The sequence below is a fragment of the Pseudomonas sp. 5P_5.1_Bac1 genome, assembly GCF_025466015.1.
Lineage (GTDB): Bacteria > Pseudomonadota > Gammaproteobacteria > Pseudomonadales > Pseudomonadaceae > Aquipseudomonas.
This window is the reverse complement of record NZ_JANLNX010000091.1, coordinates 233868-256578: the sequence shown is the minus strand read 5'-3', so window position 1 is coordinate 256578 and position 22711 is coordinate 233868. Positions and strand designations below refer to the sequence as shown.

Here is a 22711-nt window from a genome sequence, read left to right as displayed (position 1 = left end):
CGACGGAGCTTTTATGAAATCGATTTCCCCGCTTGCCCTGTTCACCCTCTGCGCTGTACTCGCGGCCCCTGTGCTGGCCGCCGAAGAACAGCCGGGCCTGACCGGATGCGCCGCCAAGCAGCAGGCCATCAGCGTCCAGATCGAACAGGCCCGCAGCCACGGCAACGCCGAGCAGCAAGCCGGGCTGGAAAAGGCCCTGAGCGAAGTGAAGGCCAACTGCACCGACGCCGGCCTGCGCAAAGAGCGCGAAAAGAAAGTTCTCGACGCCCGCCACGAAGTCTCCCAGCGCACGAAAGACCTGGACAAGGCCATGAAGAAAGGCGACTCGGAGAAAATCAACAAGCGCAAGGACAAACTGGCCGAAGCCAATAAGGAACTGCAGAACGCGCTGCAGGAACTGGAGAAGTAAGGCGGGTTTTCAGACATCGCGACGGTTCGGCACCCGCCGAACCGTCGCGATCACTGTTTCTCAGTGATTCCTGAACTCGGTATGACACGCCTTGCAAGCCGCCTCGACCTTGTCCATCGGCGCCTGCAACTGCGCGGCCTGCAACGGCTGAACCCGGGTGACGGTCACAAGCTCGGCCGTCGTCGCCTCGAGTTGCCGCGCCAGTTCCTCGAACCGCGCCTGCTTCTCCCAGACATCCGCCCGGGCGCTGGTATCATCCGTTTCCTTGACCTGCGGAAAATGTTTCCACGGCTCACGGGACAGCCCGTCGAGCTTGACCGCGCCATCGGCGAATTTCTGTCCGTCGAAGTTCACCCGCCCGCGCAGCATGCCGCCCATGTCTTCGCTGGTCTTGAGCATCTGCTTGAAGATGGCCTTGCGCTGGCCCAGCGGCGAATTCGGATCGACCCCGCCACAGGCGGTCAGGGTCAGGCAGGCCAGGAGTACAACGGAACAACGCTTGAGCATCATGGTCATCAACGGCTCACGGTAAAAAAGGCGGCCAGTATCCTCGCCTCACCGGCAAAGACCAATACCCCCAAGAAAACTACGGGTTGTGCAGAGGCCCTCGCGCCCCGCACGACCCGCAAAGGAAATACCCGCATGAATATTCCCCTGCGCCGCCTCGGCTGGACCCTCTCCCTGTTCGCCCTGCTCGCCGGCTGCAACGGCGGCGCCCCGGAAAAATCCAAACCGCACCCGGTCGCCACCTACACCCACGCCACCTGGCAAGACCTGCCGAGCGTCGCCGAAGCCGATCTGGTGGCCGGCTTCGAAGCCTGGCGCAGCGCCTGCCAGCGCCTCAAGAACGACCCGGCCTGGGGCCCGACCTGCGCCGCAGCGGCCAACGTCCCGGCGGATGCCCGGCAGATCCGCGACTTCCTCGGTAATCAGTTGGAGGTCTACAGCCTGCGCTCGGCGGAAAACAACGCCAGCGGCCTGATCACCGGCTACTACGAGCCGGTCTATCCCGGCAGCGAAACCCGCACCGAGCGCGCCAACGTGCCGGTATACGGCATCCCCGACGACCTGATCGTGGTGGCGCTGGACAGCGTCTATCCCGAACTCAAGGGCAAGCGCCTGCGGGGCCGCCTCGAAGGCCGCACCCTCAAGCCCTACGACACTGCCGAAGTGATCCAGCGCCAGGGCGTCAACGCGCCGGTGGTGGCCTGGCTGACCGACCCGATGGACCTGCAGTTCCTGCAGATCCAGGGCTCGGGCCGCGTCCAGCTCGATAACGGCCGGCAACTGCGTCTGGGCTACGCCGACCAGAACGGCCATCCTTATCGTCCGGTGGGCCGCTGGCTGGTTGAGCAGGGTCAATTGAACAAAGAAGACGTGACCATGGGCGCCATCCACGCCTGGGCCCAGGCCAACCCGACGCGGGTGCCGGAATTGCTGGCGAGCAACCCCAGCTACGTGTTCTTCAGCACCCGTCCGGACAGCAATGAAGGCCCGCGCGGTTCGCTTAACGTACCGCTGACCGCAGGCTATAGCGTGGCGATTGACCGCAAGGTGATCCCGCTGGGCAGCCTGCTCTGGCTGTCCACCACCCGTCCCGACGGCAGCCCGGTGGTACGTCCGGTGGCGGCGCAGGACACGGGCGGCGCAATCGCCGGTGAAGTGCGCGCGGACCTGTTCTGGGGAACGGGCGAAGCGGCCGGCAAGCTGGCGGGGGACATGAAGCAGCAGGGGCAGATCTGGTTGCTGTGGCCGAAGGGGATGGCCTTGCCGGCGGTGCCGCAGACCGAGGCCAAGTAAGCAGGCTCACAGGTTCTGTGGAATCGAGCTTGCTCGCGAACGGGCGCGCAGCGGCCGCAGAAATGGGAGCGCTATGCGCTCCTTCGCGACGGTTCTGCGCCCCGACAAGCTCGCGCCCAAAAGAACACCGCCAATCAGGCTGAAACCACAAAGAAACTGATGATCAGCCCCACCCCGACAAACCACACCACCGACCGCAGCGCCGCCCAGTCCGCCAGGTAGCAGATGATGTAAAGCAGGCGGCTGGTGATGAACAGCACCGCCAGCACATCCTGGGTCACCTGCTCGGCATTGCCGACAACGTCGGCGATCAGCACCGCCGCGATGAACGCCGGCAGGATCTCGAAGCTGTTCATCTGCGCCGCGTGCGCACGGCGCGGCCAGCCTTCGAGGTTGTCGAGGAAGGCCCGTGGATCATGGTTGTGGCGCAGGTTGAAACGCCCGCTGCCGAACTTGGCGACGCTCGTACACAGGTACGGCAGGCACAGGGCGATCAATACACACCAGAAGGCGACAGTCATGGTTCAGTCCTTGTCAAAATCGAAGTTCGCGCCGGCTCAGAGCTTCATCACCAGCATGCCGATCAGCACCAGCGCACACGCTAAGAGCCTGGGCCCACCGAAAGGTTCTTTGAGGTAGCGCATGCCCAGCAGCACCACCAGGATCACACTGACCTCGCGCAGCGCCGCCGCTTCGGCCACCGACCCGAGGTGCATCGCCCAGAGCACCAGAGCGTAGCTGAGCAATACGCAGACACCCACCGCCAGGCCGAGCTTCCACTGGGTGCGCCAGAACAGCACGAACGGCGCGCGCCGCGACACGCTCGCCAGCAGCGGAAATGGCAGGGAGCAGGCCAGCGTCAGCCACACCAGATAATCCAGCGGTTGCGACCAGCGCCGGATCGCCTGGCCGTCGAGCCAGGTGTAGCAGCCGATGCACAGGCCGATCAACGCCACCACCGGCAGCATCGACCACGGCAGGCGATCGCCGCCGCCCCCGCGCCAGAGCAGGCAGGCCATGCCACACGGGATCAGCAGGATGCCGATGATCTGCTGGCTGCTCAGGTCTTCGCCGGCGAACACCAGCGTCAGCGCCAGCACCACCAACGGCGACAAGCCGCGCATCAACGGATAGACCAGGCCGAGGTCACCCACTCGATACGCCTTGATCAGCAGGATCCGGTAAACCAGCTCGAACCCCGCCGACGCCAGCAACCACGGCCAGATGTCCGCCGGTGGCAACTGGACGAAACCGACCATCACCAGCGCAAACACTAGGGCTACGGTATCCATGCTGGCGATCACCAGAAGGCGCTCGCCGCTGAATTTGATCAGGGTATTCCAGGTTGCATGCAGCAGTGCCGCGACCAGCACCAGTGAAGTTGCTACCACGTCTCGATTCCTTCGCCATCTGCGGACAGGGTCCGTAACCGGACGGCGAAGTTTCAACCAGCGGCAACAAAACAGCCAGCGCGCTGTCAATGGCGACATTGAAAAAAACTGTGTCCCGAAACGGTCAAAAGGCTATCAAAGTCTTTGCCCGCCTCGTTCGGGCACCGACTTGGAAGCCAATACAGGACCTAGGATGCTTGAGTTAGTTGCCGCGTTTATCTGCCTTACCACCCTCCTCACTTATGTGAATTACCGCTTTATCGGCCTGCCGCCCGCCATCGGCGTCATGGTCACCGCCCTGCTGTTCTCCCTGATGCTCCAGGCCCTGAGCCTGGTCGGTTACCCGGGTCTGGAAGAACGCGTCGAAGGCCTGATGAACCAGATCGACTTCAACGACCTGTTGATGCACTGGATGCTGTCGTTCCTGCTGTTCGCCGGCGCCTTGCACGTCAACCTGGCCGACCTGCGAAGCTACCGCTGGCCGATCGGCCTGCTGGCAACCCTCGGCGTACTGATCGCCACAACCGTGATCGGCTTTCTCGCGCACTGGGTGTTCGCCTTGTTCGGCTGGAACGTCAGCCTGATCTACTGCCTGCTGTTCGGCGCCCTGATCTCGCCCACCGACCCGATTGCCGTGCTCGGCGCGCTGCGTACCGCCAATGCCTCGAAACCGCTGAAAACCACCATCGTTGGTGAATCGCTGTTCAACGACGGCACCGCGGTCGTGGTGTTTACCGTGCTGTTGGGCATCGTCCAGCTCGGCGAAACCCCGAGCGTCTCGGAAACCGCGATGCTGTTCGTTCGTGAAGCGATTGGCGGCGTGGTCTTCGGCGGCATCATCGGCTACTTCACCTACCGCATGATCAAGAGCATCGAGCAGTACCAGGTCGAGGTGATGCTGACCCTGGCGCTGGTCATCGGCGGCTCGGCGATGTGCTACGAGCTACACGTCTCGGCGCCGATCGCCATGGTGGTGGCCGGTCTGATCATCGGCAACATGGGCCGCAACCTGGCCATGAACGACATGACCCGGCGCTACATGGACGGTTTCTGGGAACTGATCGACGACATGCTCAACGCCCTGCTGTTCGCCCTGATCGGCCTGGAACTGTTGCTGCTGCCCTTCAACTGGATGCACCTGGCGGCCGGCAGCGTGCTGGCGGTGGCGGTGCTGCTGTCACGCCTGCTGACCGTGGCCCCGGCCATTGTCCTGCTGCGGCGCTGGCGCAGCGTGCCGAAAGGCACCGTGCGGGTACTGACCTGGGGTGGTTTGCGTGGCGGGGTGTCGGTGGCCCTGGCACTGTCGCTGCCAATGGGCGATGAGCGTGACCTGCTGCTGTCGATCACCTACATCGTGGTGCTGTCGTCGATCCTGGTGCAGGGGTTGACGGTCGGGCGGGTGGTGCGGGGCGTCAGCGAACACCCGGCGACCTGACGTCCAGGCCTGCTTGGCAGGCCATCGCGAGCAAGCTCGCTCCTACAGTTGATTGCGCATTCTGTAGAAGCGAGCTCGTCGGGGCGCCGAACCGTCGCGATGCCCAAGAGTCAATCACTCAACGGCGCTGTCCGGGAACTGGTCCTCGATGTACTTGATCTCGGTCCGTCCATGCGCTGCCGGCAAGCCGTCATCGCCCAGGTTGACGAACACCATGCGCTCGACGGTAAGCACCGCCTTGCGGGTGATCTTGTTGCGGACTTCGCACTTGAGGGTGATCGAGGTGCGCCCGAACTCGGTGGCGGTGATGCCCAGTTCGATGATGTCACCCTGGCGCGAGGCGCTGACGAAGTTGATTTCGGAGATGTACTTGGTCACCACGCGCTGGTTGCCCAGCTGGACGATCGCGTAGATCGCCGCCTCTTCGTCGATCCAGCGCAGCAAGCTGCCGCCGAACAAGGTGCCATTGGGGTTGAGGTCTTCGGGTTTTACCCATTTGCGGGTGTGAAAATTCATGCGTGCTCCTACCGGCCTGGCATGTGAAGCAGGGCCACCGAGGCCCTGCCACTACATGGTAGCCCCATTCTTTGAACGCAAACCATCGCCGGCATACGACCATCCGCCAGTCGTCGGTCGCACGCGACGCTTTGGCCCTTGGGCGCGCGCGAAAGCCCGGCTATAATCCCCGCGTTTTTCGGCGATGGTCCCCCGCGACCGTCGCTCCCGCCACCCGACCGAGGGGCGCTGCAGCAGGTTGACCCTGTCAGGCTCGGTCGGGGCGTTGTCCGCACGCTGTATCGCGGACCCTTAACGCACAACGGCGCCCATTCGCACACTACGAATGGAGGCTCTTCATGAGCGCTGTAAACACGCCTGCAGGTTTTAACGATTTCAAAGTCGCCGACATCTCCCTGGCCGCCTGGGGCCGTCGCGAAACCATCATCGCCGAGTCGGAAATGCCTGCGCTGATGGGCCTGCGCCGCAAGTACCAGGAAGAGCAGCCACTCAAGGGCGCGAAAATCCTCGGCTGCATCCACATGACCATCCAGACCGCCGTGCTGATCGAAACCCTGGTTGCCCTGGGTGCCGAAGTGCGCTGGTCGTCCTGCAACATCTTCTCGACCCAGGACCAGGCCGCTGCCGCCATCGCCGCCGCCGGTATCCCGGTGTTCGCCTGGAAAGGTGAAACCGAGCAGGAATACGAGTGGTGCATCGAGCAGACCATCCTCAAGGACGGTCAGCCATGGGACGCCAACATGATCCTCGACGACGGCGGCGACCTGACCGAAATCCTGCACAAGAAATACCCGGCGATGCTGGACAAGATCCACGGCGTCACCGAAGAAACTACCACCGGCGTACACCGCCTGCTGGACATGCTGGCCAAGGGCGAGCTGAAAATCCCGGCAATCAACGTCAACGACTCGGTCACCAAGAGCAAGAACGACAACAAGTACGGCTGCCGTCACAGCCTGAACGATGCCATCAAGCGCGGCACCGACCACCTGCTGTCGGGCAAGCAAGCCCTGGTGATCGGCTACGGTGACGTGGGCAAGGGCTCGGCCCAGTCGCTGCGTCAGGAAGGCATGATCGTCAAGGTCACCGAAGTCGACCCGATCTGCGCCATGCAAGCCTGCATGGACGGTTTCGAACTGGTTTCGCCGTTCATCGACGGCATCAACGACGGCACCGAAGCCAGCATCGACGCGGCCCTGCTGGGCAAGATCGACCTGATCGTCACCACCACCGGTAACGTCAACGTCTGCGACGCCAACATGCTCAAAGCCCTGAAGAAGCGCGCCGTGGTCTGCAACATCGGTCACTTCGACAACGAAATCGACACCGCTTTCATGCGCAAGAACTGGGCATGGGAAGAGGTCAAGCCGCAGGTCCACAAGATCCACCGTACCGGCAATGGCGACTTCGATCCGCAGAACGATGACTACCTGATCCTGCTGGCCGAAGGCCGTCTGGTGAACCTGGGCAACGCCACTGGTCACCCAAGCCGGATCATGGACGGCTCGTTCGCCAACCAGGTCCTGGCACAGATCTTCCTGTTCGACCAGAAGTTCGCCGACCTGAACGCTGCTCAGAAAGCCGAGCGCCTGACGGTTGAAGTCCTGCCGAAGAAACTCGACGAAGAAGTGGCCCTGGAAATGGTTCGCGGCTTCGGCGGCGTGATCACCCAACTGACCCCGAAACAGGCCGAGTACATCGGCGTGTCCGTTGAAGGTCCATTCAAGCCACACGCCTACCGCTACTAACAGCAGCTACAAGCTACGAGCTGCACGTTTCAGGCAACGACGGCCTTGCGCCGCTCTTGCCTGACACTGCAGCTCGCAGCTTGAGGCTTGCGGCTGAAGGAAATTCAAATGACTCAGGAACGCCGTTACAGCTTCGAGTTCTTCCCGACCAAGACCGACGCTGGACATGAAAAACTGCTCGCCACCGCTCGCACGCTGGCCAGCTACAACCCGGATTTCTTTTCCTGCACCTACGGGGCCGGCGGATCGACACGCGACCGCACCCTGAATACCGTGCTGCAACTGGAAAACGAAGTGAAGGTCCCGGCCGCACCGCACCTGTCCTGTGTCGGTGACAGCAAGGAAGAGCTGCGCAACCTGCTCGTCCAGTACAAGGACGCCGGCATCAAGCGCATCGTCGCCCTGCGCGGCGACCTGCCTTCGGGCATGGGCATGGCCAGCGGTGAACTGCGCTACGCCAACGACCTGGTCGAGTTCATCCGCCAGGAAAGCGGTGATCATTTCCACATCGAAGTGGCCGCCTACCCGGAGATGCATCCGCAGGCACGCAGCTTCGAAGACGATCTGATCAACTTCGTGCGCAAAGCCAACGCCGGCGCCGACAGCGCCATCACCCAGTATTTCTTCAACGCCGACAGCTACTTCTACTTCGTCGAGCGCGTGGAAAAACTGGGCGTGAAGATCCCGGTCGTACCAGGGATCATGCCGATCACCAATTACAGCAAGCTGGCCCGGTTCTCCGACGCCTGCGGCGCCGAGCTGCCACGCTGGATCCGCAAGCAACTGGAAGCCTACGGCGACGACGCCAAGAGCATCCAGTCGTTCGGTGAAGAAGTCATCAGCCGCATGTGCGAACAACTGCTGCAAGGCGGCGCACCGGGTCTGCACTTCTACACGCTGAACCAGGCCGAACCGAGCCTGGCGATCTGGAACAATCTCAAGCTGCCGCGTTGATCGATCCGGCGATGGTGTCCGTAAATTCCGGCGCCATCGCCACTCCAGGCTTTCTGCACTCGCTTTCGCGCGATGCATCCCGTATACAGCCACCATGCCCTATCTCGCCCGCCTGCTGACCGTCCTGCTACTGAGCTGCATGAGCCTGCTGGCCCATGCCGAGCGGCTGCGTATCGTCACGGATCCGTGGGCGCCCTATGCCTACGAGGAAAACGGCCAGCCCAAGGGCATCGACTACGAAGTCACCGCCGAAGTGTTCAAGCGCCTGGGTGTCGAGGTGGACTGGCAATTCATGCCGTGGCGGCGCTGCATGCTGATGGTCGACCAGGGTCTGGCCGACGGCGTGCTGGATATTTTTCAGAACGCGCAACGCAGTAGCCAGCTGTTCTACCCCAACGAACCGCTGTCGGAAGTCGAATTCGTGCTGTTCCAGGCCAACGACCGGCCGCATGCGGTCAACAGCCTCGACGACCTGCGCGACCTCACCGTCGGCACCTCCGCCGGCTATGACTACGGCAAGGCGTTTCTGGAATCGCCGCTGTTTCGCCGCGAAGCCGCACCGACCCAGGAAGCCAACTTCGGCAAGCTGCAACGCGGACGCATCGACCTGGTGATCACCGACCGCCGCGTCGGGCGCCATGTGCTTGCCCAACTGGGCCTGGAACAGCACGTCAGCGAGTTGCCGCTGGTCATCGACCGCCAGCGCCAGTACCTCGCGGTACGCCGCAACGCCGGCATGGACCTGCTGGCCCAGCGCTTCGCCGCGGAGCTTCGGCGCTTCAAGCAGGAGCCCGCCTACGCCGAGCTGCATGCGCGCTACGGCCATGTCACGGCGGGCATTACAAAAACCGTTGAGCAGCAGGAACGCAGCACTCCCTGATTGCTCTGTTATACTCCGGCCTTCCCGCCAGGCTTACGCCCGGACGCTCGGCCTTACAAAAGGCATCCCGACCGGTAAAACAGCGAGGCCCAAAGCCCGCTCACCGCTCCCGGATGCGCATTGAAGACCCTGCAGGACCGGACGCGACAGCATCCCTCGATGCCCCTCGCGCCAGGCAAGATCATCCCATAGGGCCCAGCCCCCAATAGAACAGGATTTCTCATGTCCTTTGCTTCCCTCGGTCTCTCCGAGGCTCTAGTCCGCGCTATTGAGGCTGCGGGCTACACCCAGCCTACTCCGGTGCAACAGCGGGCCATTCCCGCCGCGTTGCAAGGTCGCGACCTGATGGTTGCGGCGCAGACAGGTACTGGTAAAACCGGCGGTTTCGCCTTGCCGATCCTCGAGCGTCTGTTTCCCGGTGGTCACCCGGACAAGTCCCAGCGTCATGGCCCGCGCCAGCCGCGCGTACTGGTCCTGACCCCGACCCGCGAACTGGCCGCCCAGGTCCACGACAGCTTCAAGACCTACGCCCGTGACCTGAAATTCGTCAGCGCCTGCATCTTCGGCGGCGTTGGCATGAACCCGCAGGTCCAGGCCATGTCCCGCGGTGTTGACGTGCTGGTGGCCTGCCCGGGTCGCCTGCTCGACCTCGCCGGCCAAGGCAGCGTCGACCTCAGCCACGTTGAAACGCTGGTGCTGGACGAAGCCGACCGCATGCTCGACATGGGCTTCATCCACGATGTGAAGAAAGTCCTTGCCCGCCTGCCGGCCAAGCGCCAGAACCTGCTGTTCTCGGCGACCTTCTCCAAAGACATCACCGACCTCGCCGACAAGCTGCTGCACAACCCCGAGCGCATCGAGGTCACGCCGCCGAACACCACCGTCGAGCGTATCGAACAACGCGTCTACCGCCTGCCGTCCAGCCACAAGCGCGCCCTGCTCGCTCACCTGATCACCGCTGGCGCCTGGGAACAGGTCCTGGTGTTCACCCGTACCAAGCACGGCGCCAACCGCCTGGCCGAGTACCTGGAAAAGCACGGCCTGACCGCCGCCGCGATCCACGGCAACAAGAGCCAGAACGCCCGCACCAAAGCCCTGGCCGACTTCAAGGCCGGCACCGTGCGGATCCTGGTCGCAACCGACATCGCCGCCCGCGGCCTGGACATCGACCAGTTGCCTCACGTGGTCAACTTCGAGCTGCCCAACGTCGAGGAAGACTACGTTCACCGTATCGGCCGTACCGGCCGTGCCGGACGCTCCGGCGAAGCGATCTCGCTGGTCGCGCCTGATGAAGAGAAGCTGCTCAAGAGCATCGAACGCGTCACGCGTCAGCGCATCCCGGATGGCGACCTGCTGGGCTTCGATTTCTCCGCCGTCGAGGCCGAGAAGCCGGAAACCCGCGAGCCACGCCCGCAGAACAACCAGCGCCGTGGTCAGCGCGCCGACGGCAGCAATGCCGGGGGCCGCAAGGACAAGGGCAAGGATAAAGGCAAGGAAAAGGACAAACCGGCCGGTGACAAGCCTGCCGAGAAAGCCGCTGGCGGTCGTCAAGAGCGCAAGCCACGCGATCAGAAGCCACGCCAGCCCCAGACTGCCAAGGCTGCTGCACCGTCGACAGCCAACTCGGGAAACCGTGATCCGGAAGTCTTCCTGGATGACGACGTCGACAACTTCGGTAACCGCGCCGACTACGTCAGCCCTTACCAAGGCAAAGGCGGCCAGGGCCGTAACCGTCGTCCGGGCGCACCCGCCAGCGCCGGCACCGCAGGTAGCGGCCAGCCACGCGCCAATGCACCCCGCAGCAATGGCGCCGCTCCACGCGGCGACAAAGCGGCTGGCGGCGAGAAACGTGGTGGTGGTCCGCGCACCGGTGGTGGTGCCCGTGATGGCCAGCCACGTCGCGAAGGCAGCAACAACCGCAACCGTCGCCCGGCCCGCGAAGATCGCCAGGAACCGGCCGTACGCAGCCCACGTGAAGAGCAGCCGCAACAGCAGCCGAAGATCATGCACAAGGAATCGAAGGTCGACCGTTTCCCGTCGATCGAACAGCTCGAGCAACTGCCGAGCCGTCCTCGTGGTGAGAAACCGGCGCTGCTGACCCGCAATCGCTGAGTCAACGCCGTAAATGAAAACGCCGCCCCAAGGGGCGGCGTTTTTGTTGGCGCAGCGGAAATTACTTCTGCTTCACGCCTTCAACGGAGATGTCCAGGTCCAGGGTCTGAGAAGACGGGCCTGGGCCTTTGATGCCGAAGTCGTTCAGGTTCAGGGTGGTGGTAGCGTTGAAACCTGCACGCTCGCCGCCCCATGGATCCTTGCCTTCGCCGTTGAACACTGCCTTGAACACGACTGGCTTGGTCACGCCGTGCAGGGTCAGGTCGCCGGTCACGTCAGCGGTTTTCTCGCCGGTCGATTTGACTGCGGTAGAGACGAACTTGGCTTCCGGGAATTTGCTGACGTCCAGGAAGTCCTTGCTGGCGATGTGCTTGTCACGTTCAGCGTGGTTGGACCAGACGCTGGCGGTTTTCAGGTCGACAGCGATCTTGCTCGCTTCAGGCTTGGCGGCATCCCAGGAGAAGGAACCGTCGAAGTCCTTGAAGGTGCCGAGGATGAAGCTGTAGCCCAGGTGGCTGATCTTCCAGTTGACGAATGCGTGCTGGCCTTCCTTGTCGATCTTGTAATCGGCGGCCATGGCCTGACCAGCCGAGAGCAGAGCGGTACCGAGCGCCAGAGCGGCAAAAGTCTTCTTCAACATACTTTCTATTCCTTTGGAGTGGAGGTTGAACATCAAGCCTTGCGGCCCAGCATGCGCACCAGGGTCGCGTCACGGTCGATAAAGTGGTGTTTTAGAGCAGCCAGCCCGTGCAGGCCGGCGAAAATCACCAGACCCCAGGCCAGATAGAAGTGGATCGCACCGGCGATATCGGCCTGATCAGGCAGGCCGGAAACGAGCGCCGGAACTTCGAACAAGCCGAATACCGGGATCCCCGCGCCTTCAGCGGTGGAGATCAGGTAACCGGCAATCAACACGCCGAACAGGCCAACGTAGAGCAGCATGTGGCCAGCTTTGGCGGCGAAACGGGTGAAAGCGTCGTGGGTGGCCGGGGCAGGAGGCGGCGGGCTGACAAAGCGCCACAGCACCCGCAGCAGCATCAGCGCCAGCACAGTCAGGCCGATGCCTTTATGCAGTTCAGGCGCGGTATGGCGCCAGGAGCTGTAGTAATCCAGCCCGACCATCCAAAGGCCCAGCCCGAACAGACCGAACACCGCCAGGGCAACACCCCAGTGCAGGACAATGCTGATCAGACCGTAACGAGAAGATGAATTGCGAAGCTGCATTTGCCTGGTTCCCCGTAAGAATTGCTACCAAGACTAACCGGATATCTATCGAATGAAAGCGGAAAATTTCGCTTTGAACTATCGGAAAAATCGATACTTAGTCTGCAACAGGGGCGTTAAGGAAACATTAACGCCAGGGGAAGGACTGTAGCTGATGTGAGCCGTGGGAGCGGGCGCTCCCACGGATAAAGGCTTGTCAGCCCGCCTTGGCCTGGGTATTGGAGGCCGGCTTCTTCGCCGGCTCCTTTTTGGCTTCGGTCTTTTTCGCAGGAGTTGGCGCGGGTTTCTTCACTGGCGCCGCCTTGACCTCGGCCTTCTTCGCCGGCGCATGGGCGGCCGGAGCGGCCTTGGCTGGCGCGGCTTTCACCGGTGCGGCCTTGGCCGGCTCTTCCTTGGCAACGGGTGCAACGGGTGCAACGGCTGCCGGCGCGGCAGGCGCAGGCGCTGCTGCCGGAGCCGGTGCGGCTGCCGGTTCGACCGCCTTGGCGGTTTCAGGGGCCGCAGCAGGCTTGTCATCACCGCCACCGAACAGGCGCGAGAAGAAGCCGCCGCCGCCATCTTTCTCTTTCTTCGCGGCGACCGCTGCGGCAGCCGTTCCCGCCGCGGCAGTGGCGGCAACCGATTTGACCGGATCGAACGACTTGCCCGCCGCCAGATCACGCACCTGGGTAGCGGCACGCTGGCCGCTACGTAGTGCGCCTTCCAGGGTGCCCGGATACAGCGAATCGGTGTGTTCGCCGGCAAAGGCGACGCGTTGCACCGGACGCTCCCACAGGCGCCAGTATTTGCTGATCTGCCCCGGACCATAGGCCAGGTACGAACCGCCAGTACCGACGTCGGTGCTGTAGCGGCGCACTTCATAACCGGTGAAGGCGCCACGCGCCTGTGGATAGAACGCATGCAGGCGGATCAGCACCTGATCGACCATCTGCTTGTCGCCGAACGCCTGCAGCAGGCGGGCGTTGTCACCGGAAAGGTTGATCACCACGTTGGCGCCGCCTTTCAGCGCCGGTTCGATCCACAGCATACCGAGGCCGGTGTTGCTGAAAATCTCGCCGGACATGCGTGCGCGGCTTTCCCAGACCGGGGTCTTGAACTTCAGCAGCAACTGGTCACGCCAGCCGTAGTTGGTACCTTTGAGCGCGGCCAGGTGCAGGCTGTCCAGGCCCGGGGTCATCTGGATCTTCGACAGGGCACGCAGCGGCACGGCCAGCACCAGGTAATCGGCCTGGTAGCCGACACCGCCGACCTTGACGGTCACGCCGTCCTTGTCCTGGCTGATGGCGGTCACCGGCGAGCTGGTCTTGATGGTTTTCAACTGTTTGACGAAAGCTTGGGCCAGCACCGGGCTGCCGCCTGGGAGGCGGGCGGCGCGCAGGTCGCGGTCGCTGACGCCGCGATAGACGCGGTTCTGCTGGGCGAAGTAGAGCAGCGACAGGCGCGACGGCTCGTCATAACGGGTACGAATCTGCTGGTTGACCAGTTGCCGCGCGGTGGCCGGCAGTTGCAGCTTGTCCAGCCAGGTGGAAACGTTGATCTGGTCGAGGGCGAACAGGGTGCTGTTGGCCGCCGGGTTTTCCGGGTCGCTGATGGACGCGGCGAGGTCATCGACGGTCTTCTCGTAGCGCTTGAGCGCCTCGGCGGTGGCCGGTTGCTTGGTGGTCAGGTCGGCGGCGCTGAAATACTCGCCGTCGATCAGGTAGCCCGGAGTCCGCACGAATTCCGGGGCGGGCAAGGTGGTGAGCTTGAAGCTGTCCAGGTACTCATTGAGCACCGGCTGGACCTTGCTGTTGGCGATCCATTCGCTGGTGGCCAGGCCCGAACGCCCGCCAATGCTGGACTTGGCTTCCAGCAAGGTGACCTGCCAGCCCTTGTTCTGCAGTTCGTACGCCGCGGTCAGGCCCGCCAGTCCGCCGCCGACCACGATGGCCGTAGGGGTCTTCGCCGCCGCCATCGCCCCCGCGCTGAACAGCCCAATAAACACCAGCGCGCAGCCGCGCAGCCAACCAGCAGACATGTGTCGAACTCCGGATCAAAGGCAGAAAAAGGTGGGGAAGAACGCCCCGGGCAGATGCCGTGCAGGATACGTCACCCCGACCATGCCCGCCAGCAAGGGTCCGGCCGATTGGTCGCCACGGGTTGTGGTGGCCGGGCGCTTTGCATAGGCTTGCGCGGATGTCCGCAACCCGTGCCGCCAGGAGAATGCCAATGGGCCTTAATCAACAGTGGATGCAGCGTGACCTCAAGGTCCTCTGGCACCCCTGCACCCAGATGAAAGACCACGAGCAACTGCCGCTGATCCCCATCAAGCGCGGCGAAGGGGTGTGGCTCGAAGACTTCGAAGGCAAGCGCTACCTGGACGCGGTCAGCTCCTGGTGGGTCAACGTGTTCGGCCACGCCAACCCGCGCATCAACCAGCGCATCAAGGATCAGGTCGACCAACTGGAGCACGTGATCCTCGCAGGCTTCAGCCACCAGCCGGTGATCGAGCTGTCCGAGCGCCTGGTCAAGCTCACCCCGGAAGGGCTGACCCGGTGCTTCTACGCCGATAACGGTTCGTCCTGCATCGAAGTGGCGCTGAAAATGAGCTTCCACTACTGGCTGAACAAGGGTCGCTCGGAGAAGAAACGCTTCGTCACCCTGAGCAACAGCTACCACGGCGAAACCATCGCCGCGATGTCCGTGGGCGACGTGCCGCTGTTCACCGAAACCTACAAGGCGCTGCTGCTCGACACCTTCAAGGTGCCAAGCCCCGACTGCTACCTGCGCCCCGAGGGCGTGAGCTGGGAAGACCACTCGCGCACGATGTTCGCCGCCATGGAGCAGACCCTGGCCGAGCACCACGACAGCATCGCCGCAGTGATCGTCGAACCGCTGATCCAGGGCGCCGGCGGCATGCGCATGTACCACCCGGTGTACCTCAAGCTGCTGCGCGAGGCCTGCGATCGCTATGAAGTGCACCTGATCCACGACGAAATCGCCGTCGGCTTCGGCCGCACCGGTACCATGTTCGCCTGCGAGCAGGCCGGCATCCGCCCGGACTTCCTCTGCCTGTCCAAGGCCCTGACCGGCGGTTACCTGCCGCTGGCCGCGTGCCTGACCACCGATGAGGTCTACGGCGCGTTCTACGACGACTACTCGACCCTGCGCGCTTTCCTGCATTCCCACAGCTACACCGGCAACCCGCTGGCCTGCGCCGCGGCGTTGGCGACCCTGGACATCTTCGAACAGGACAACGTGATCGAAGCCAACAAGGCCCTTTCCCAGCGCATGGCCAGTGCCACCGCCCATCTGGTGGACCACCCGCATGTGGCCGAAGTACGCCAGACCGGCATGGCCCTGGCGATCGAGATGGTCCAGGACAAGGCCAGCAAGACCGCCTATCCGTGGCAGGAGCGCCGCGGCCTGAAAGTCTTCGAACACGCCCTGACCCGCGGCGCGCTGCTGCGTCCGCTGGGTAGCGTGGTGTATTTCCTGCCGCCGTATGTGATCACCCCGGAGCAGATCGACTTCCTGGCGCAAGTGGCCAGTGAAGGGATCGACCTGGCGACGCGGGACAGTGTGAGCGTGGCGGTGCCGGCCAATTTCCATCCTGATTTCCGCGATCCGGGTTGATCCTGATCGTTTTTCGCCCGTGAGGGCCTCATCGCGAGCAAGCTCGCTCCTACAGTTTGCCGATCGTTTGTAGGAGCGAGCTTGCTCGCGAAGGCCCTGACACCTCAATTCTGTAACCGAGCCCGACCATGAGACTCTCCCGCTTTTTCATCGACGCCCCGCTCAGCCTCGGCGAACACGATCTACCTGAAACCCAGGCCCACTACATCGGCCGCGTGCTGCGCATGGCCGTCGGCGATGCCGTGCAACTGTTCGACGGCAGCGGCCAGGAATACCTCGGCCAACTGCTCGAAGTCGGCAAGAAAACCGTGCGCGTCAGCCTCACCGAAGCCCTCCCCGGCCAGGCCGAATCCTCGCTGCACATCCACCTCGGCCAGGGCCTGTCCCGTGGCGAGCGGATGGACTGGGCGATACAGAAAGCCACCGAACTGGGCGTCAATGTGATCACGCCGATCGTCAGCGAACGCTGCGAAGTGCGCCTGAAAGACGAGCGCGCCGACAAGCGCCTGGCCCACTGGCGCCAGGTGGCGATCAGCGCCTGTGAACAGTGCGGGCGCTCCAGCGTGCCGCAGATCAACCCGCCGCTCACCCTGGCCGAATGGCTGGCCAGTAGCGACGAGCAACTCAAGCTGGTCCTGCACCCGGTGGCCGAGCCGCTGGTCAGCCATGCCCGGCCGGACAGCCTGGCGTTTCTGATCGGCCCGGAAGGCGGTTTGTCCGAGGCGGAAGTCGATCAGGCCAAGGCCGCCGGCTTCCACGCCGCACGCCTCGGCCCACGGGTGCTGCGCACCGAAACCGCGCCGGTGGTGGCGCTGGCGGTGGCGCAGCAACTCTGGGGTGATTTCTAAAGAGGCGGCAGTAGCCGTTCCAGCCCGACCAGGTCCGGTACCCGGGCGACCTGCTCGCCCACCTGCACCGCCGCCAGCTCCAGTTCGCTGAGCGGCACGTCGACGTAGTTGAGCTGGCTGTCGAGCTTGCAGGACCGTGGAATGCCCTGCACCAGCAAGGCGAAGAAGCTGCGCTGGGCACCGCCCAAGGCATTGAGCACGACAATCCGCGCGCGCTCGCCGACCTGGGTCTGGCCACCGCAGGCGGCCTCGAAACTCAGCAACGGCAAGCGCTGGCTGCGCCAGTCGATCCAGCCCAGCAGCCAGGCCGGCTCATCGGGCGCCGGGGTACAGGCCTGGTAGCCGATCAGTTCAGCCACCGCCACGTTGGGCAGCACCAGGCAACGGTCGCTCAACGGCAACAACAGCCCGGTCAGGCTGCTGCGACGGCCGTTGCGGGCTCCTTGTTCAAGCATGGGAATGGCTCCAGCGGGCGATGCTCTGCAATAGCACCGATTCCTGGTACGGCTTGCCCAGGTAGTCGTTGACGCCAATCGCCATGGCCCGGTCGCGGTGCTTCTGGCCGGTCCGCGAGGTGATCATGATGATCGGCAGGTTCTTCAGTTTCGGGTCCTGGCGGACCTGGGTCGCCACTTCGAAGCCGTCCATCCGCGGCATTTCGATATCCAGCAGCAGCACGTCGGGCCGGTGCTCCTGCAGCACGGCCATGGCGTCGACACCGTCCTTGGCGGTCAGCACGTTCATGCCGTGCCGCTCAAGCAGGCGTCCGGTGACCTTGCGCACCGTCACCGAATCGTCCACCACCAGCACTAACAGCGGCCGCGCCGGACCACCGAGCAGCGCCACATTGGCGTGGCGCGTGGTGGTGTCGGCCTGCCGCGACAAGCGCAGGTGCAAGGCGCGCAACTGTTCCAGCAGATCGAGGATCAACACCACCCGACCATCGCCCAGCAGCGTCGCTCCGGCCAGGCCCTGCACCGCGGCGAACTGCGGGCCGAGGCTCTTGACCACGATTTCGCGGCTGGCCGAGAGGCTGTCCACCTGCACCGCGAACTGCTGGTCATGGGCCTGCACCAGCAGCACCGGCAACGGCAGGCTCTGGCCCAACAGACGCGGCTGTCGCTCGCCTTGCAGCAATTCACCGAGGTAGCGCAATTCGTAGCGATGCCCGGCGTATTCGTAGCGCGGCGGGTCGAGTTGGTAGCAGGCCTCCAGCTCCGCCGGCGGCACCCGCACCACGCCATCGATGGCATTGAGCGGCAGCGCGTACTGTTCCTCGCCGCAATGCACCATCAGCGCGCGGTTGACCGAGACGGTGAACGGCAGGCGAATCAGGAAACGCGCGCCCTTGCCGGGCACCGAGCTGATAACCATCGAGCCGCCAAGCTGCTTGACCTCTTCATGGACCACGTCCATGCCCAGCCCGCGCCCGGAAATCTGGGTGATTTTCTCAGCGGTGGAAAAACCAGGCTGCAGGATGAACTGCATCACTTCGTGATCGCTGAGTTCGCTGTCCGGCGCCAGCAGGCCACGCTTGATGGCCTTGGTGCGCACCGCTTCCAGCGGCACCCCGGCGCCGTCGTCAAACATTTCGATAACGATGTCGGCGCCTTCGTGCAGCAGGTTCAGGGCGATCATCCCCAACTCCGGCTTGCCCGCCGCCAGCCGCGCTTCGCGGCCTTCCAGGCCGTGGTCGACGGCGTTGCGCAGCATGTGCTCCAACGGCGCGACCATGCGCTCCAGCACGCTGCGGTCCATTTCGCCCTCGGCGTTGCCCACCACCAGTTCGACCTGCTTGCCCAGCTCGCTGGCAACCTGGCGCACCACCCGTTGCAAACGCGGCACCAGCCGCTCGAACGGCACCATGCGCGTGCGCATCAAACCTTCCTGCAACTCGCTGTTGACCCGCGCCTGCTGCTGCAACAGGCCCTGCGCCGTCTGGTTGCGCACGGTCAGGGTTTCTTTCAGATCGAGTAGGTCGGAGGCCGACTCCGACAGCGCCCGGGACAACTGCTGCAACTGCGAATGGCGGTCCATTTCCAGCGGGTCGAAGTCGTCGTAGCCCAGCGCATCGCCTTCGGCCTGCAGACGGCTGAGGATGCCGCCCTGGGTTTCGGTGTCGAGCCGGCGCAACTGATCGCGCATGCGCTCCAGGGTGGTTTCCATTTCATTCAGGGCCACCTGCGCATCGTTGACCTGCTGTTCCAGGCGGCCACGGGCGATGGAGGTTTCGGCGGCCAGGTTGCCAAGGTCGTCGAGCAGCTCGGCGTTGACCTTGACCACATCCAGCGCCGCGCGCTCTGGCGCCGGGGCCGGTGCTTCGGCCGGCGTCGCATCGTTGCCCGGCGCGGCAGCGGCGCTGTCGCTCAGGGCCGCGCTGCTGAAGTTGCGGATGTAGTCGATCAGCGCGGTGGCCGCGTGCAGCGGCTGTTGCAGGCGCACCGCGTCGAGCATGTGCGCCAGCCGGTCGTGGCAGTTCTGCAACAGGCTGAACAGCGCCGGACTGGGCTGGAGCTGGCCGGCGGCAAGGTGTTCGTAGAGGAATTCGAGTTCGTGGGCGAGGTCGCCGATGGGCGCGATTTCCACCATCCGCGCGCCGCCCTTGAGGGTGTGCAGGTCGCGCAGGAGGTTTTCCACTTCGACGCTGTTGCGCGGGTCGGCCTGCCAGCGGGTCAGCGCTGCGGCAGCGCTTTCAACGATATCCACACCTTCTTCGAGGAAGACTTCCAGCAGTTCCTTGTCGCCTTCCTGCGCCACCTGAGCGCCGGGTTTGGCGACGCCGGCCTGGGGCACCGCGTTGTGGCGGAACTCGCGCAGCCCGGCGAGGGTTTCCACCACCGACTCCAGCGGCTGGCCCTGGCTGATTTGCGCCAGCATCCGCGCCAACAGCGCGTGGCTGCCGCGCAATAAACCGCTCAACGACGGTGAAGGGCTGTAGCGTCGGTCGACCAGCCCTTCGTAAAGCAATTCCAGTTCATGGGCGAGCACATCCAGCGCGCCGATGCCGGCCATCTGCGCGCCGCCCTTGAGGGTTTGCAGGTCGCGCTGCAACGAGGAGAGCGCCGAGGCGTTTTCCGGGTCTTGCAGCCAGCGCGCCAGCGCCTGGTCGGCGCTGTCGAGGACGTCGATGGCTTCTTCGAGGAAAAGCTCCACCAGCTCGCTGTCATCCGCCTGACTGGTCAGTTCGCGGGTGACGCTGCCCAGTTCGGCGATGCTCGCCGGTCCATCGCCGTGGCTGCGCACCAGGCCCATGGCGCCGGGATCGAGCCCTTCTTCCAACAGCGCGCGCAGCGCATGCAGTCGCTCCGGGCAAGGCTCCACCTCCTGGCCTGCGGCGATCTGGTCGAGCATGTCGATCAGCGCTTCATGAGCGTGCTGCGCCTCCTCGAAGAAGCGCGCATCGGCCGCCAGGCTGCTCTCTTCCACCGCACCGTAAAGATCCAGCAGCGCTTCGCAAAGCTCATCGACCTGCCACAGGTTGGCCAGATGAGCGCTCTGGCCGAGGGTGGTCAGTTCATCGAGCAGCGAGCTGAGTTCGTGGCGCTCGCCGGGGTGCTCTTGCCAGCGCTGCAACAACGACTCCGCGTCCAGCAGGATATCCATGCCCTGGTTGAGGAAGCTGGCGATCAGTTGCGGATCGCGCTTGATCCGCAACTGATCGCTCGGCGAATCAAGCAGCGCCTGCAGTCGTGCGCTGACCACCTGATCGACCTGTTCGATCAGAATGTCAGCGCCCTTGATCGGCGCCAGCGGCGTGCTGCCCAGTTGCTCCAGACCGCGGCGCATCAGCGGCTCGGCCATTTGCAGCAAGTAGATTTCATCGAGGTCGAAGCCCAGTTGATGGGCCTTGAACTCCCGCGCCAGCAAGTCCAGCGCGGTGGCCAGTTCGGCGATCGGGGTCACCCCGGCCATCGCTGCGCTGCCCTTCAGGGTGTGCAAAGCGCGCTGCAGATCGTCGCTGACCGGCGCCGGCAGGTGCAATTCGGCGCCTTCAAGAAACGCGTCGAGGCTGGCCAGGTGGGCCTGCGCCTCGTTGCGGAAAATCTCCAGCAGTTGCGGGTCGAGGGCGTCCGACTTCTCGCCGCCCGTCACCGGGTCATTCATCGCCAACGCATGAAGATGGCCGGCCAGGTGCTCGACCCGCGCGTGAGCGTGTTCCTCGCCGCTGCCGAACTCGGCCACCAGCGGCGGCATCAAGGTGAGCACCTGTTCGATCGCCTTGAGCACCTCGTCACTGCTGCCGACGCGGCCTTCGAGCATGCGGTTGAGCAGGTGCTCGGTGCCCCAGGCCAGCTCCGCCAGGACCTGCGCGCGCACCATGCGCCCGCTGCCCTTGAGCGTGTGGAAGCCGCGGCGCAGTTCCACCAGCGCTTCGCGGGGATGGCCCTCGCCGCGCCATTGCTGCCAATGCTCGTCCAGTTGTTGCAGCACTTCCTCGGCTTCTTCGAGGAAGACTTCGCGCAGTTCGTCATCCACCGGCAACGGTGCGGCAACCACCGCGAGGGGTTCCGCCACCGGCGCCGTCGGCGCCGCGAAGCCCAGCGCAGCCAGGGCGTTGCCGGCGCGCTCCAGCAGCGGATCGACCTCGGCTTGCAGGTCGATGCTCATGGCTTGCAGGTAGCATTCGAGGCTGGCGATCACATCGGCCAGATGGTCCAGTTCCACACTGCCGGGCAACGATTCGGCCTGCAGCACGTGGGCCTGGAGGTAATCGGTGCAGCGCTGCACCAGCGCAGCGGGTCGCGGCAGCATCAGCATCGCCAGGGCGCCACGAATCTGCACCAGCAGGTCGGGAAGCGGCTGCAGGCGCTGGCGCTCCCAACCGGCTTCAAGGCAATCGGCAATCAGATCGCGGGCCTGCAACAGCACGCCGTGTGCTTCATCCAGCACCAGTTGGCGGATTTCCGTGAGGTCGGTGCCGGGCGGCGGCGTCTGATTCAAGGATTCGAGGGAGCCGACCATGCCGCCCAACGTCGCTTCGGCGTACTGCAGCGCGCCGGCCACGTCCATCAGCAGCGCGTCTTCCAGCGCCCGTTGGCCCTGAACCACGCCTTGCAAAACGGCAACCTGATCGAGAATCACCCGGCGCGGCTGGCCGAAGCCCAGCACCGCCAAGGTGTCGGCCATCTGCCGCAGCGGCGCGAGCAGGGCGTCGAGTTCCGAAAGCTGCTCGCGGTCGCCGCGAACGAACTGGTCAAGGCGCTCCTTGATGCGGATCAGGTCTTCGCGCACCGCCGCCACCACCGAACGCAGCGCATCGCGGTCGGGCATCGTCGGCAACTGGCCTTGCAGGGCATCGAGCGACAGTTCCAGGCTGTCGCCGGCCGCCGGCGCGGGGATCACGCCCAGGGCGCCCTCGCCAACGGCCTCGGCACCCCGAGCCGCGCGCAACTGATTGAGCAGCGGTAGCGCCAGCAACGGCAAATCGCGGCGGGCGCCGCGCAGGCGGTCCAGGTACAACGGCAACTGGCTCAGCGCACGAAACAGCATGCCCTGCGCTTCGCCACGGGCGGGCACACGGCCTTCGGCCAAGGCCCGGGCCAGCAGTTCCATTTCTTCGGCGAGCAGCGCCGCGCCCTTGAGCTCGAGCATCACCAGGCAGCCGTGCACCTGATGCAGGCTGTCGATGAAGCCGCTCAGTTCCTGCGCTTCACCCGAATTGCCGGCGAAATGGTCCAGCGCCTGCCGCGCCTGCCCGAGGCTCTCGTCAATCGCCCCCTTGGTCCACGCCAGGGCGACGAAATCTTGCCGGTCAGCCATACCCACTCCAGTAGCCATT

General features: G+C 64.3%; 18 protein-coding genes and 1 riboswitch. Of the genes, 9 read left to right on the top strand and 9 right to left on the bottom strand.

The window, feature by feature from the left end:
- Positions 1–13 precede the first annotated feature (13 nt).
- Positions 14–409 carry a DUF1090 domain-containing protein gene (locus NTD82_RS19580; protein WP_095155879.1) on the top strand — a complete coding sequence of 132 codons (396 nt, stop codon included), beginning with the start codon at positions 14–16 and terminating at the stop codon, positions 407–409.
- 60 nt (positions 410–469) lie between these two features.
- Here NTD82_RS19580 and NTD82_RS19575 read toward each other — a convergent pair whose 3' ends face one another.
- On the bottom strand, positions 470–919 hold the full coding sequence (locus NTD82_RS19575; RefSeq protein WP_262129946.1) for a c-type cytochrome: 450 nt from the start codon (positions 917–919) through the stop codon (positions 470–472).
- A 132-nt stretch (positions 920–1051) separates the two neighbouring features.
- On the opposite strand from NTD82_RS19575, the gene NTD82_RS19570 reads away from it, so the two are divergent.
- A complete protein-coding gene (locus tag NTD82_RS19570) occupies positions 1052–2209 on the top strand; it encodes a murein transglycosylase A (protein ID WP_262129869.1) in 1158 nt (385 codons plus the stop codon).
- A gap of 134 nt (positions 2210–2343) precedes the next feature.
- Here the strand turns inward: NTD82_RS19570 and NTD82_RS19565 are convergent, their stop codons facing one another.
- Positions 2344–2730 (bottom strand): MAPEG family protein, encoded by a 387-nt coding sequence (locus tag NTD82_RS19565; RefSeq protein ID WP_262129868.1) that lies wholly within the window; start codon positions 2728–2730, stop codon positions 2344–2346.
- Positions 2731–2766: 36 nt separating this feature from the next.
- On the bottom strand, positions 2767–3600 hold the full coding sequence (locus NTD82_RS19560; RefSeq protein ID WP_262129867.1) for a DMT family transporter: 834 nt from the start codon (positions 3598–3600) through the stop codon (positions 2767–2769).
- A gap of 193 nt (positions 3601–3793) precedes the next feature.
- Between NTD82_RS19560 and NTD82_RS19555 the strand changes: the two genes are divergently transcribed.
- The gene (locus tag NTD82_RS19555) at positions 3794–5035 is read left to right on the top strand and encodes a cation:proton antiporter (protein ID WP_095155875.1); all 1242 of its coding nucleotides are present in this window, start codon (positions 3794–3796) and stop codon (positions 5033–5035) included.
- A gap of 114 nt (positions 5036–5149) precedes the next feature.
- Here NTD82_RS19555 and NTD82_RS19550 read toward each other — a convergent pair whose 3' ends face one another.
- Positions 5150–5551 carry an acyl-CoA thioesterase gene (locus NTD82_RS19550; RefSeq protein ID WP_095155874.1) on the bottom strand — a complete coding sequence of 134 codons (402 nt, stop codon included), beginning with the start codon at positions 5549–5551 and terminating at the stop codon, positions 5150–5152.
- 214 nt (positions 5552–5765) lie between these two features.
- A riboswitch (S-adenosyl-L-homocysteine riboswitch) is annotated at positions 5766–5868 on the top strand.
- Positions 5869–5889: 21 nt separating this feature from the next.
- Here NTD82_RS19550 and ahcY point away from each other — a divergent pair.
- From ahcY to NTD82_RS19530, 4 genes are all read left to right on the top strand, one after another.
- Entirely contained in the window at positions 5890–7299 is a 1410-nt protein-coding gene (gene ahcY, locus NTD82_RS19545) for an adenosylhomocysteinase (protein WP_095155873.1), read from the top strand.
- Positions 7300–7407: 108 nt separating this feature from the next.
- Positions 7408–8253: a methylenetetrahydrofolate reductase [NAD(P)H] gene (gene metF, locus NTD82_RS19540; RefSeq protein WP_095155872.1), complete on the top strand. Its 846-nt coding sequence runs from the start codon at positions 7408–7410 to the stop codon at positions 8251–8253.
- A gap of 94 nt (positions 8254–8347) precedes the next feature.
- Positions 8348–9133 carry a substrate-binding periplasmic protein gene (locus NTD82_RS19535; RefSeq protein WP_262129866.1) on the top strand — a complete coding sequence of 262 codons (786 nt, stop codon included), beginning with the start codon at positions 8348–8350 and terminating at the stop codon, positions 9131–9133.
- Positions 9134–9355: 222 nt separating this feature from the next.
- Positions 9356–11245: a DEAD/DEAH box helicase gene (locus NTD82_RS19530; protein WP_095155870.1), complete on the top strand. Its 1890-nt coding sequence runs from the start codon at positions 9356–9358 to the stop codon at positions 11243–11245.
- Between the two features lie 61 nt (positions 11246–11306).
- Here NTD82_RS19530 and NTD82_RS19525 read toward each other — a convergent pair whose 3' ends face one another.
- From NTD82_RS19525 to NTD82_RS19515, 3 genes are all read right to left on the bottom strand, one after another.
- Entirely contained in the window at positions 11307–11885 is a 579-nt protein-coding gene (locus NTD82_RS19525) for a YceI family protein (protein WP_262129865.1), read from the bottom strand.
- 32 nt (positions 11886–11917) lie between these two features.
- Positions 11918–12469 (bottom strand): cytochrome b, encoded by a 552-nt coding sequence (locus tag NTD82_RS19520; RefSeq protein WP_175653882.1) that lies wholly within the window; start codon positions 12467–12469, stop codon positions 11918–11920.
- A 196-nt stretch (positions 12470–12665) separates the two neighbouring features.
- Positions 12666–14486: a flavin monoamine oxidase family protein gene (locus tag NTD82_RS19515; protein WP_262129863.1), complete on the bottom strand. Its 1821-nt coding sequence runs from the start codon at positions 14484–14486 to the stop codon at positions 12666–12668.
- 191 nt (positions 14487–14677) lie between these two features.
- Between NTD82_RS19515 and NTD82_RS19510 the strand changes: the two genes are divergently transcribed.
- Positions 14678–16084 (top strand): adenosylmethionine--8-amino-7-oxononanoate transaminase, encoded by a 1407-nt coding sequence (locus NTD82_RS19510; protein ID WP_262129862.1) that lies wholly within the window; start codon positions 14678–14680, stop codon positions 16082–16084.
- Positions 16085–16212: 128 nt separating this feature from the next.
- Positions 16213–16932 carry a 16S rRNA (uracil(1498)-N(3))-methyltransferase gene (locus tag NTD82_RS19505; protein ID WP_110972898.1) on the top strand — a complete coding sequence of 240 codons (720 nt, stop codon included), beginning with the start codon at positions 16213–16215 and terminating at the stop codon, positions 16930–16932.
- Here the strand turns inward: NTD82_RS19505 and NTD82_RS19500 are convergent.
- Both NTD82_RS19500 and NTD82_RS19495 read right to left on the bottom strand, forming a co-directional pair.
- Positions 16929–17387 (bottom strand): chemotaxis protein CheW, encoded by a 459-nt coding sequence (locus tag NTD82_RS19500; RefSeq protein WP_262129861.1) that lies wholly within the window; start codon positions 17385–17387, stop codon positions 16929–16931. The genes NTD82_RS19505 and NTD82_RS19500 overlap by 4 nt on opposite strands.
- Complete coding sequence (locus NTD82_RS19495) at positions 17380–22692, bottom strand: Hpt domain-containing protein (RefSeq protein WP_262129860.1); 5313 nt, start codon at positions 22690–22692, stop codon at positions 17380–17382. The genes NTD82_RS19500 and NTD82_RS19495 overlap by 8 nt, the downstream gene beginning before the upstream one ends.
- Between the last annotated feature and the right edge of the window lie 19 nt (positions 22693–22711).

Bases quoted from the DNA above. Each gene is read 5' to 3' on its own strand.
- NTD82_RS19580 (WP_095155879.1), top strand. From the start codon at position 14: ATGAAATCGATTTCCCCGCTTGCCCTGTTCACCCTCTGCGCTGTACTC.
- NTD82_RS19575 (WP_262129946.1), bottom strand. From the start codon at position 919: ATGATGCTCAAGCGTTGTTCCGTTGTACTCCTGGCCTGCCTGACCCTG.
- NTD82_RS19570 (WP_262129869.1), top strand. From the start codon at position 1,052: ATGAATATTCCCCTGCGCCGCCTCGGCTGGACCCTCTCCCTGTTCGCC.
- NTD82_RS19565 (WP_262129868.1), bottom strand. From the start codon at position 2,730: ATGACTGTCGCCTTCTGGTGTGTATTGATCGCCCTGTGCCTGCCGTAC.
- NTD82_RS19555 (WP_095155875.1), top strand. From the start codon at position 3,794: ATGCTTGAGTTAGTTGCCGCGTTTATCTGCCTTACCACCCTCCTCACT.
- NTD82_RS19550 (WP_095155874.1), bottom strand. From the start codon at position 5,551: ATGAATTTTCACACCCGCAAATGGGTAAAACCCGAAGACCTCAACCCC.
- ahcY (WP_095155873.1), top strand. From the start codon at position 5,890: ATGAGCGCTGTAAACACGCCTGCAGGTTTTAACGATTTCAAAGTCGCC.
- metF (WP_095155872.1), top strand. From the start codon at position 7,408: ATGACTCAGGAACGCCGTTACAGCTTCGAGTTCTTCCCGACCAAGACC.
- NTD82_RS19535 (WP_262129866.1), top strand. From the start codon at position 8,348: ATGCCCTATCTCGCCCGCCTGCTGACCGTCCTGCTACTGAGCTGCATG.
- NTD82_RS19530 (WP_095155870.1), top strand. From the start codon at position 9,356: ATGTCCTTTGCTTCCCTCGGTCTCTCCGAGGCTCTAGTCCGCGCTATT.
- NTD82_RS19525 (WP_262129865.1), bottom strand. From the start codon at position 11,885: ATGTTGAAGAAGACTTTTGCCGCTCTGGCGCTCGGTACCGCTCTGCTC.
- NTD82_RS19520 (WP_175653882.1), bottom strand. From the start codon at position 12,469: ATGCAGCTTCGCAATTCATCTTCTCGTTACGGTCTGATCAGCATTGTC.
- NTD82_RS19515 (WP_262129863.1), bottom strand. From the start codon at position 14,486: ATGTCTGCTGGTTGGCTGCGCGGCTGCGCGCTGGTGTTTATTGGGCTG.
- NTD82_RS19510 (WP_262129862.1), top strand. From the start codon at position 14,678: ATGGGCCTTAATCAACAGTGGATGCAGCGTGACCTCAAGGTCCTCTGG.
- NTD82_RS19505 (WP_110972898.1), top strand. From the start codon at position 16,213: ATGAGACTCTCCCGCTTTTTCATCGACGCCCCGCTCAGCCTCGGCGAA.
- NTD82_RS19500 (WP_262129861.1), bottom strand. From the start codon at position 17,387: ATGCTTGAACAAGGAGCCCGCAACGGCCGTCGCAGCAGCCTGACCGGG.
- NTD82_RS19495 (WP_262129860.1), bottom strand. From the start codon at position 22,692: ATGGCTGACCGGCAAGATTTCGTCGCCCTGGCGTGGACCAAGGGGGCG.